Source organism: Bdellovibrio sp. ArHS, from assembly GCF_000786105.1.
Taxonomy (GTDB): domain Bacteria; phylum Bdellovibrionota; class Bdellovibrionia; order Bdellovibrionales; family Bdellovibrionaceae; genus Bdellovibrio.
This window is the reverse complement of sequence record NZ_JTEV01000039.1, coordinates 21,501-27,527: the sequence shown is the minus strand read 5'-3', so window position 1 is coordinate 27,527 and position 6,027 is coordinate 21,501. Positions and strand designations below refer to the sequence as shown.

Below are 6,027 nucleotides of genomic sequence, written 5' to 3'. Positions count from 1 at the left end.
AAAGCCGGTGCGAATAACTTCTCTAAAGCGTTGCAAAAATTCCGTAAGGAAGACCCTACTTTCCGCGTACACCGTGACGAGGAATCCAACGAGACTATCATCTCCGGTATGGGTGAGTTGCACTTAGAGATCTACATCGAACGTATGAAACGTGAGTTCAACTGTGAAGTGATCGTGGGTCAACCACAGGTTGCTTACCGTGAGACAATCTCTCAAGAGGCTGCTTACGATTACACTCACAAAAAACAAACGGGTGGTTCGGGTCAGTACGCGAAGTGTGTGGGTAAAATCCTTCCGCTTCCACCACAAGAAGACGGTTCAACGTTTAAATTCGTTAACAACGTTGTCGGTGGTCGTATCCCTAAAGAATTCATCCCAGCTGTTGAAGAAGGTTTCAAAGAGCAAACTGTTAAAGGTCCTCTTATCGGCTTCCCAATCGTGGGTGTTGAAGTTCACTTGGATGACGGTGCATACCATGACGTCGACTCTTCATACATGGCGTTTAAAATCGCTGGTATGGCGGCTCTTCGTGAGGTTTACCCTCAAGCAAAACCAACTGTTCTTGAGCCTATCATGAAGCTTGAGACGACAGTTCCAGACGAATACCAAGGTGCAGCTGTTGGTCAAATCAACCAACGCCGCGGTACTATCGTAGCTACAACAGCTTTCGAAGGTAACTGTGTGATCGAAGCCGAAGTACCACTAACAGAAATGTTCGGTTACTCTACGGATCTTCGTTCTGCGACTAAAGGTAAAGGTGAGTTCTCTATGGAATTCGCGAAGTACGCTGCTGTACCTCGTAATATCCAAGAAGAGCTTGTTAAAAAATACCAAGCTAAGCGCGCGGCTGAGCAGAAGTAATTGCCGAATTAACTTGGTTCTTTTTGAACTAAAAAGCCCCGTGGAAACACGGGGCTTTTTTTTTGCCTTCTGCGGGCGGCGCGCCATCGCGGCGTCGACAAAGGCCTTCCTTCGCGTCACAGCCCTAAACCCCTCCTAAGCCAAGCCACGATGCTGTCGCGGGCTCTTCGGGGTCGTCTGTGTATCTTTTGACATTGGGGCTGTAGGTTTGCTTTCATAGAGGCATGCAAATTCTTTTGGTTATTTTTTTTGGGATACTGGGAGTTCTAGGTCGCTATGGAGTGGATCGTTGGCTTGCGCCCTCATCGGCGGGGTTCCCCTTAAATACTTTTGCAATCAATCTTACGGGATGTTTTGTGGCTGGGATCATTTACGCCCTTGGCGAACGAGGTGTGATGTCGCAGGCTTTGTTGACGGGGCTTATGGTGGGCTTGTGCGGTGGGTTTACGACGTTCTCGGCCTACTCATTGCAATCCTTGGATTTGCTTTTTAAAGGGAAGGCTTTTCTAAGTCTTTCTTACCTTATTGGCAGCCCTATTCTGGGTGTGCTTTCGGCCTTTGTGGCCGTCATGTTGACTCGACGTTTGATTTAAAAAAAAAGAGGCCGATGTGACATCGACCTCTTTGCTTCACTAAAAATATGATCCTAGATATTTAAAATCTTAAAGTGGCCAACGGTTGCAGAATTCGTTGCTATCAGTAGAGATCACTTTTCCGGTGGATTTTGCCACCACGGTTGTAACGATTGTTGTGCAGGTTTCAGATGCGCTGATATCTTCTTGCACTGTCGTTGTGTAAACAATCACGTCGCCACGGTCTTCTTTTTTTACATGTGTTGTTACCGGATAAGTCTTGCCAGATGGGACCGTGAAGATTTCGCCAGCCATGCCGCCGCCATCGTCGTAGCCACCACCATCGAAGTAACCACCGCCCTCGCCGCGATCATTTCCTTCATAAGTTTCTTCGCGAGGATCAACTTCTTCTTTGCCGCCATCACGGTCGTCGCGATCTTTGGGTGCAGGCTCAGATTTGCCTTTTCCCTTTTTGGCAGAAACAACGTCTTCCACCTGAGACGTAGTAGCTACAGCAGAGTGAGCTGTGAATGAAAGAGCAATAAGTGCTACAAATAATACAGATTTCATGAATAACCCCTTTGATATGCAAACGAGTCTTTAGCACAAAAAAAGGCCCCCGCCATGAGCAGAGGCCTTTCATGTTAAAAATTTCATGTCTGTCGACTATTTAGTCACAGGACTGACTTCATTCAGGAAGTCCATAAAGGCCTGCCATGATCTGCGGTCTGCAGCTTCGTTATAGGCCACGCCTTTTGTAATGTCATTGCCGGCCTCTTTTTGTGTAAAAGCATGCACAGCACCCGAGTACGCGATAAACTGATAGTCCGCCTTTGCGTTATTCATTTCATCCATGAAAGCTTCCACCTCCGGGCGAGGCACATTGGGATCAATCGCTCCATGAAGAACCAAAAGTTTCGGTTTAAGATTCTTTGTCTCCTGCGGTTTCGGAGTTTTTAGGCCACCATGAAAACTCACCGCGCCTTTGATTGGGAAGCCCGCACGAGCGGCCTCCAAAGCACCAGCGCCACCAAAGCAATAACCGATAATCACTATGTTTTTAACATCCACTTTTTTATCTTTTACAATATAGTCCAAAGCGGCTTTGATTCTTTGGCGATAAAGTTTGGTGTCATTACTGCGATAAAGTCCCGCCGTCTTACCCGCCTCTTCGGCGGATGTGGGACGAACCCCTTTTCCATAAATATCAATCGCGAAAGCGACGTAACCTTTTTCCGCCAATTGTTGCGCCCGCATCTTTTCATAGTCCGTCAGGCCCATCCATTGATGGACAATCAAAACGGCAGGACGAGTCGATTTCGCGTCATCGTTATAAGCCAGATGACCTTCTAACGCCGTTTTGCCATCTTTGTATTCCACTGTTTCAGTTTTAATAGCTGCCAACGATGTTGACGTGGCTAATAAATGAAATCCCCATAGAGCAAGTACCGAAGCTATGCCTTTCATTCTCAACTCCTTTTTATGACTAAAGTCTATGAGTCCGCCTTCACAAGGTCAAAAGAGGGCTCTTAAAATTGCGCTGACGCAAAACTGCGTCCTTTGGGGCTCAAACAGGACTGGTTGCAAGTTGCGTTATAGACAGGCGCCTTGCCTCCTGTGCTACACTAAAAGCCTGATGAACCATTACAGGCGTAAGCCCCTTTTCAAATTCAGCTCTGACGATTCTCATCTATGACATTGATTATTATTTTATTTTTCACCACGATTGGTATTTCATTTCTATGCTCTATGCTAGAGGCCGTTCTTTTAACGTCGACCTCTGCGTACATCGGAGTGCTCGTAAAAGAAAACAGACGAAGCGCGAAACTTCTTGAACACCTCAAAGAAAACCTGGACCGCCCTATTTCCGCGATTCTGACTTTAAATACGGTGTCTCATACTTTGGGTTCCGCGGCCATTGCCTATCAGATTCAAATTCAATATGGCGAACATGCGGTCACCGTTGCCTCCTTTGTTCTGACTTTTCTCATTCTGATTCTGTCTGAAATCATTCCCAAGTCCGTCGGTGCCGCGCACTGGAAGTCTTTGCTGCCTTTCGCCGCGTACTCCATTCAGCTTATGATTATTTTGCTTTATCCGCTGGTGATCATGTCGGAATGGCTGGGGCGTTTATTCCAAAGAAGATCCGAGGACCCCGAAGTGACTCGCGAAGAGATTCTTATGACCGCCGAAATGGGCGTCGAAGAAGGAACTCTGAAGGGCAAAGAATCGAATATCATTAAAAATCTTTTGATGTTGGACAAGATTTACGTCTCGGACATTATGACTCCGCGGTCGGTCTTTTTCGCTCTGGAAAAAGATCTGACGGTGGAGGAAGTTTTCAACAAGTATCGTCCGATCCGTTTTTCCCGTATTCCCGTTTATGCCGGAAGTCTTGATAACATCACGGGCATGACCTACCGATATAAAATCCACGAAGCCCTTTCCAACGACCAGCACGACAAAAAAATCGGCGAAATGGTCACACCAATTTCCAGCATTCCCGAACGCATGACAGTGTCACAAGTTTTAGACTTCTTTATTAAAGAAAAAGAGCATGTCGCTTTGGCCGTCGATGAATACGGTATTGTTGCGGGATTAGTCAGTCTTGAAGACGCCGTTGAAACACTGTTGGGTGTTGAGATCGTTGACGAGTTGGACAATGTCGAAGACATGCGAAAATTTGCTTTGGAGCAGTGGCAGCTTCGCAAACAAAAACTCCGCCGGAGTTAAGCATGCTTCTATTCTACATCCCCTGTCCTGACAAAAACACAGCACAGAAAATCGCCCGGACTTTACTGGAAGAAAAACTGGTGGGATGTGCGAACATTGTTTCCGGTATGGAATCGATGTATTGGTGGGAAGGAAAAATAGAGACAAGCTCTGAGCATATCCTGATCTTAAAAGCCTTGAAAACCTCTGACGCACAGGAAAGAATCACAAAACGAGTGATGCAGCTTCATCCTTACGAAGTGCCCTGCGTGATGACTCTCCCCGTCCTGGGAATCAACGACTCCTACAAGAAGTGGCTTGAAGAAAGCATGAAGTAGCCCCTATGATGGCCTAAAACCGCAGGAGCCATCATGACTAAGCAAGAACTTGCCAAGAAGATTTACGACGTTGCTCACTTGACCGGAGAATTCAAACTTCGTTCGGGGCAGATTTCGAACGAATATTTTGATAAGTATCGTTTTGAGGCACAGCCCGCCTTGCTTCGCGAAATCGCAAAACACATGGCTCCGCTCATCCCCGCTGGCACCGAAGTTTTGGCCGGTCTGGAAATGGGCGGCATTCCCATCGCCACCGCTCTTTCTTTGGAAACCGGGCTTCCCTGTGTGTTCGTTAGAAAAGAAGCGAAGGAGTACGGCACCTGTCAGTTTGCCGAAGGCCTGGATATCAAAGGAAAGAATGTCTGTGTGATTGAGGATGTCGTCACGACGGGCGGTCAGGTCGTCCTATCCACGGCGGATCTACGTTCTTTGGGGGCAAAAATCAGCCATGTCCTTTGCGTGATCCACCGCGGACCTGTATTCCCCGAACCTAAACTGACCGAAGTGGGCCTAGCCCTTAGTCCACTCTTCAAGAAATCCGATTTTTAGCCGATATAAAGGACTGGTTTACCTACCAGGAGAATCCGAATGAAAAGGTTTCTATCAGTCCTTACAACGGCCGCCATGGTCCTCTCCTCCGCTAGTGCGCTGGCGGAGTATGATAAGTTTAATTGTGTTACAAATCCATCTTTACAACTCAGTTCCCTTGAGTGCGTGACTTGCGGCATTTCGAAGTATTATGCCGATCAAGGAATTGAACTTAATCCCTCTCATCGATGGATCGCGCTGTTAGGTCTTTTAGTCCGTGAAAACAAACTGACTGAGGATGGTGGGCGCGGCATAGTGCGTGACTCTGACGCGAAAGAAGTCTTCCTTAAGGAAGTTATCAAAAGAGTTCAGGTCTATGGTGTGTGTAGTGAGTTTACCGTGTCTGATATGGGAAGTCGCTCAAAGAACATGCATGACATGACTGCGCAAGACTGGAAAGAGTTCTCAATGTTCATCACAGGAGACAAGGTTCCTTCTGAAGACAGTTACGATGCGCTTGCGAAGAAGTTGGGATTCAAATCGAATTACGGTTTTTGGGGTGGCGGTAACGGCCCTAAGGCAAGTCTTGATTACTTATTTCAAGGCCACTTAGAAGAACTGACTCTTGATGAAAAAAGAGCGTTCTTTAAAGAAAAGTTGAATCAAGCACTTGAGCCGGAATACACAGTGGCCGGAGAGAAAAAAGAGAAAGCGATAGACTTTGTTCGCTCTGGTGATGAGGGTATGGGGCTAAAAAGATGTCTGTCTGAAATTCGAGACAAATATTTCAAAAAGCAAATGTCGGATCAAGAGACTTATAAAATGTGTGGAGTCATCGCTGACTCTTGCAACATTAAAAGAGGGTCCTTAGATCAAAAAGCGGATTTCTGCGCCCACATAGGAATGGGACTTCGCCGGGCCTCTCCAAACCAGCCGCCACCTTTTGGTGGAAGCTCACCACGACAACCACCGCCTCGACCGGCAACATCTGGCAAAGGTATTAACTAAAAAAGCCC

7 protein-coding genes and 1 pseudogene are annotated in these 6,027 nt (G+C 46.9%); 6 read left to right on the top strand and 2 right to left on the bottom strand.

Annotated elements, in window-relative coordinates:
• Together fusA and OM95_RS16400 are read left to right on the top strand one after the other, a co-directional pair.
• Positions 1 to 861, top strand: a pseudogene (gene fusA / locus OM95_RS16405) (elongation factor G); the annotation flags it as partial.
• A gap of 224 nt (positions 862 to 1,085) precedes the next feature.
• Entirely contained in the window at positions 1,086 to 1,454 is a 369-nt protein-coding gene (locus OM95_RS16400; RefSeq protein WP_041876245.1) for a CrcB family protein, read from the top strand.
• 69 nt (positions 1,455 to 1,523) lie between these two features.
• Here OM95_RS16400 and OM95_RS16395 read toward each other — a convergent pair whose 3' ends face one another.
• Both OM95_RS16395 and OM95_RS16390 read right to left on the bottom strand, forming a co-directional pair.
• Positions 1,524 to 2,003 carry a hypothetical protein gene (locus OM95_RS16395; protein ID WP_041876242.1) on the bottom strand — a complete coding sequence of 160 codons (480 nt, stop codon included), beginning with the start codon at positions 2,001 to 2,003 and terminating at the stop codon, positions 1,524 to 1,526.
• 96 nt (positions 2,004 to 2,099) lie between these two features.
• Positions 2,100 to 2,900, bottom strand: a complete 801-nt coding sequence (locus tag OM95_RS16390; protein ID WP_041876239.1) for a dienelactone hydrolase family protein — start codon at positions 2,898 to 2,900, stop codon at positions 2,100 to 2,102.
• Between the two features lie 225 nt (positions 2,901 to 3,125).
• On the opposite strand from OM95_RS16390, the gene OM95_RS16385 reads away from it, so the two are divergent.
• The 4 genes from OM95_RS16385 to OM95_RS16370 are packed head-to-tail and all read left to right on the top strand — an operon-like array spanning position 3,126 to position 6,019.
• Positions 3,126 to 4,166, top strand: a complete 1,041-nt coding sequence (locus tag OM95_RS16385; RefSeq protein WP_041876236.1) for a hemolysin family protein — start codon at positions 3,126 to 3,128, stop codon at positions 4,164 to 4,166.
• A gap of 2 nt (positions 4,167 to 4,168) precedes the next feature.
• The gene (cutA, locus tag OM95_RS16380) at positions 4,169 to 4,483 is read left to right on the top strand and encodes a divalent-cation tolerance protein CutA (protein ID WP_041876235.1); all 315 of its coding nucleotides are present in this window, start codon (positions 4,169 to 4,171) and stop codon (positions 4,481 to 4,483) included.
• Between the two features lie 33 nt (positions 4,484 to 4,516).
• On the top strand, positions 4,517 to 5,032 hold the full coding sequence (pyrE, locus tag OM95_RS16375) for an orotate phosphoribosyltransferase (RefSeq protein WP_041876233.1): 516 nt from the start codon (positions 4,517 to 4,519) through the stop codon (positions 5,030 to 5,032).
• Between the two features lie 39 nt (positions 5,033 to 5,071).
• Complete coding sequence (locus OM95_RS16370; RefSeq protein ID WP_291516679.1) at positions 5,072 to 6,019, top strand: hypothetical protein; 948 nt, start codon at positions 5,072 to 5,074, stop codon at positions 6,017 to 6,019.
• Positions 6,020 to 6,027: the final 8 nt, after the last annotated feature.

What these genes read in the sequence shown, in the direction of transcription:
- pyrE (WP_041876233.1), top strand. Translation starts at nt 4,517, where the DNA reads ATGACTAAGCAAGAACTTGCCAAGAAGATTTACGACGTTGCTCACTTG.
- OM95_RS16400 (WP_041876245.1), top strand. Translation starts at nt 1,086, where the DNA reads ATGCAAATTCTTTTGGTTATTTTTTTTGGGATACTGGGAGTTCTAGGT.
- OM95_RS16370 (WP_291516679.1), top strand. Translation starts at nt 5,072, where the DNA reads ATGAAAAGGTTTCTATCAGTCCTTACAACGGCCGCCATGGTCCTCTCC.
- OM95_RS16395 (WP_041876242.1), bottom strand. Translation starts at nt 2,003, where the DNA reads ATGAAATCTGTATTATTTGTAGCACTTATTGCTCTTTCATTCACAGCT.
- OM95_RS16390 (WP_041876239.1), bottom strand. Translation starts at nt 2,900, where the DNA reads ATGAAAGGCATAGCTTCGGTACTTGCTCTATGGGGATTTCATTTATTA.
- cutA (WP_041876235.1), top strand. Translation starts at nt 4,169, where the DNA reads ATGCTTCTATTCTACATCCCCTGTCCTGACAAAAACACAGCACAGAAA.
- OM95_RS16385 (WP_041876236.1), top strand. Translation starts at nt 3,126, where the DNA reads ATGACATTGATTATTATTTTATTTTTCACCACGATTGGTATTTCATTT.